The organism is Streptomyces kebangsaanensis (genome assembly GCF_001906585.1).
GTDB classification, from domain to species: Bacteria; Actinomycetota; Actinomycetes; order Streptomycetales; family Streptomycetaceae; genus Streptomyces; species Streptomyces kebangsaanensis.
The window spans coordinates 24,660-27,991 of sequence record NZ_JUJA01000154.1 but is presented as its reverse complement, the minus strand read 5'-3'; the positions used below and the strand labels follow the sequence as shown (position 1 = coordinate 27,991).

Here is a 3,332-nt window from a genome sequence, read left to right as displayed (position 1 = left end):
GTGACGTGCTCGTCCATGGGCAGGTCGGCGAGGTGGGTGAGCCGGCCGCGCTCCTCGTATCTGCGCGGGTAGTGGTGGAGGAGGTCGCCGACGGTGTGCAGGCCGAGGTGCTCGGCCATCACCTTCGCGGTGGCGGGGCCGAGCACCGACTTCAGTGGCTGTTCCAGTGGTTCTCGCAGTGCAGGCACGAGATCCATTGCACACCACGGCACTGACAACGCCGTATACGTTTCGGAAAACCCCTGGTCAGCCGGGCCGTCCGGGTTCTAGGATGACGCGCTCCGGCCTCCCTTCGCGGTCACCGCCCCACCGGGACCGCCCGACCCCGCGCCGACGCGAAGTCCCCCACCGGCGCTGCGACGATGGACTTCCAGAGCTCACAGCCAGCACAGGCATCCCAGGTGTCCCAATCATCCCCGTCTCCCCAGCAGCCCCAGCCGGCCCATATGTTCCAGGTCGACCTGCGCGGTCTGGTGGACCTGCTCTCGCACCACCTGTACTCCAGCCCCAAGGTCTACCTGCGCGAGCTGCTGCAGAACGCCGTGGACGCCATCACCGCCCGGCGTGCCGGGGAGCCGGAGGCTCCCGCCCGGGTGCGGCTGTTCGCGGACGGCGGCACGCTGCGGGTGGAGGACACCGGCGTCGGCCTCACCGAGTCCGACGTGCACGAGCTGCTGGCCACCATCGGCCGCAGCTCCAAGCGGGCCGAGGGGCTGCGGGAGGCCCGCTCGGACTTCCTCGGCCAGTTCGGCATCGGCCTGCTGGCCTGCTTCGTGGTGGCCGAGCGGATCCGGGTGGTCAGCCGCAGCGCGCGCGTGCCGGAGGCCCCGCCCGTGGAGTGGACGGCACGCGACGACGGCTCGTACACCGTGCGGACCCTGCCCGACTCCGCCCGCCCGGAGCCCGGCACCACCGTGCACCTCCAGGCGCGGGCGGGGGCCGGCGAGTGGCTGGCCGAGGAGCGGGTGCTCGCGCTGGCGCGGGACTTCGGCTCGCTGCTGCCGTACGACGTACGGGTGGGCGAGGAGGCCGTCACCGACCTGCCCGCGCCCTGGGACCGGGCGTACCCCTCCCCCGCCGCCCGCCGGGTCGCCCTGGCCCGGCACTGCCACGAGCTGTTCGGCTTCACCCCGCTGGACTCCGTCGGTCTGGACGTGCCGCTGGCCGGGATCCGCGGGGTGGCGTACGTGCTGCCCTCGGCGGTCAGTCCGGCGCAGCGGGCGGGTCACCGCGTGCACCTGAAGGGCATGCTGCTGACCGAGCGGGCCGAACAACTGCTGCCCGACTGGGCGTTCTTCGTGCGTTGCGTGCTCGACACGGACAGCCTGCGGCCCACCGCCTCGCGCGAGTCGCTGTACGAGGACGAGACGCTGGCCGGCGTACGCGAGGCGCTGGGCGAGCGGATCCGCTCCTGGCTGACCTCTCTCGCGGCCGGCGATCCGGAGCGGCTGGCCGCCNTTCCTGTCGGTGCACCACCTGGGGGTGAAGTCGCTGGCCCGGCACGACACGGAGATGCTGCGCACGATGCTGCCGTGGCTGCCGTTCGAGACGACCGACGGGCGGCTGTCCCTGGAGGAGTTCGCGCAGCGCCACCCGGTCGTGCACTTCACGCGCACGGTCGAGGAGTACCGGCAGGTCGCTCCGATCGCCTCCGCGCAGGGCGTCGGCGTCGTCAACGGCGGCTACACCTACGACAGTGAGCTGGTCGAGGCGCTGCCGTCGGTGCGCCCGGGGACGGCGGTCGCCGAGCTGGACGCGGACACCGTGACCGCGCACCTGGACTCCGTCGACCCGGCCGAGGAACTGGCCCTGTCGGGCTTCCTCACCGCCGCGCGGGCCAGGCTGGACCCGCTGGGCTGCGATGTCGTGCTGCGCGCCTTCCACCCGCTGTCCGTGCCCGCGCTGCACCTGGACGACAGAGCGGCCCGGCACGAGCAGGCCCGCGCCGAGGCCGAGGCACAGGCCGACGACCTGTGGGCGGGCATCCTCGGCTCGCTGCGGGGCAGCGCCCCCCGCGCGCGTCTGGTGCTCAACCACCTCAACCCGCTGATCCGCAGGATCGGTTCGCTGGGCGACGCGGAGCTGATCGGGACGGCGACCGAGTCGCTGTACGGGCAGGCGCTGCTGATGGCGCAGCGCCCGCTGCGGCCCGCCGACTCGGCGCTGCTGAACCGCGCGTTCATCGGCCTGCTGGAGTGGGCCACCCACAGCGACACCGACTCGGCGGGGGGCGGTCACCGATGAGTGGGATCACCGACCTGGAAACCCTGCGCCGGGCGATGACCGCCAACGGCGAGCAGCCGGAGGGGCCGGCCCGCAACGCGCGCGCGGAGCACCTGCTCGCCGAGGCCGAGAAGCTGAACATCCCGCTCGCCGTCATCGAGGCCCTGGGGCACCAGCTGAAGGTCTACAACTACAGCTCCGAGAAGGACAAGATGTTCGTCCCCTTCGCGCGGCTGCTGCGCATGTGGGACGAACGCCCGGAGGACTTCGACGAGTACGAGACCCACTCGCTGCACTGGGTCTTCAAGTGGATGTCGGCGGGCATGCTGGGCCAGCCGCACATCCCACTGGCCTCCGTGGAGAAGTGGCTCGCCGAGATGGAGCACCGCTACCGGCTCGCCGGCCACTCCGAACGCGCCGTGCGCAGCGCCGAGTTCAGCGTCGCCCGGCACATCGGGGACCTCGCGCGCGCGGAGCGGGCGTACGCGGCGTGGCTGGCCGCCGACCGGGACGGCATGGCCGACTGCCACGCCTGCGAACTGCACGACCAGGGCGCGTGGCAGGCCGAGCGCGGCCGGGACGCGGAGGCCGTCGAGCTGTGGCGGCCGGTGCTGGACGGCGAGTTCTCCTGCGCCCACGAGCCGCACGCCGTCCTCGCCTCCTCCCTGGTGCCGTTGCTGCGGCTCGGCCGCCCCGACGATGCGCGCGCCCATCATCTGCGGGGTGTGCGGCTGGTGCGGCCGATGGAGAGCATGCGCGGCGCCTACGCCGAGCACGTGGAGTTCTGCGCGCTGACCGGCAACGAGGCGCGCGCACTGGAGCTGCTGGCCGAGCGGCCGGCGTACTTCACGGACGACGGCAACCCGCTCAGCAAGCTGGGCTTCCTGGCGGTGGTGACCCTGCTCATGGACCGGCTGGTCGAGCTGGGCCTGGACGGGCAGCCGGTGCCCGGGCCCGCGGGGCGCTCCTGGACGGCCGGTGAACTCGCCGGGCACACGCGCGCGGAGGCGTCGGCCCTGGCGGCCCGCTTCGACGAGCGCAACGGCACCTCCCGCATCGGCGACCGGACACGCGCGCGCATGGCGCGGCGCCCGCTGGTGGACCGGCTG

1 protein-coding gene and 3 pseudogenes are annotated in these 3,332 nt (G+C 73.3%); 3 read left to right on the top strand and 1 reads right to left on the bottom strand.

From position 1 onward, the window contains the following. Positions 1 to 197 (bottom strand): hypothetical protein (locus RH94_RS44545; protein WP_234426037.1); only part of this gene is annotated, 197 nt, incomplete at its 3' end. Positions 198 to 362: 165 nt separating this feature from the next. Between RH94_RS44545 and RH94_RS44540 the strand changes: the two are divergent. The 3 pseudogenes from RH94_RS44540 to RH94_RS44530 form a co-directional block, all read left to right on the top strand. Then, positions 363 to 1,457: pseudogene (locus RH94_RS44540) on the top strand (HSP90 family protein); the annotation flags it as partial. A 1-nt stretch (position 1,458) separates the two neighbouring features. Further along, positions 1,459 to 2,244 (top strand): annotated as a pseudogene (locus tag RH94_RS44535) (HSP90 family protein); the annotation flags it as partial. Continuing rightward, positions 2,241 to 3,332, top strand: a pseudogene (locus RH94_RS44530) (tetratricopeptide repeat protein); the annotation flags it as partial. The pseudogenes RH94_RS44535 and RH94_RS44530, both read left to right, overlap by 4 nt.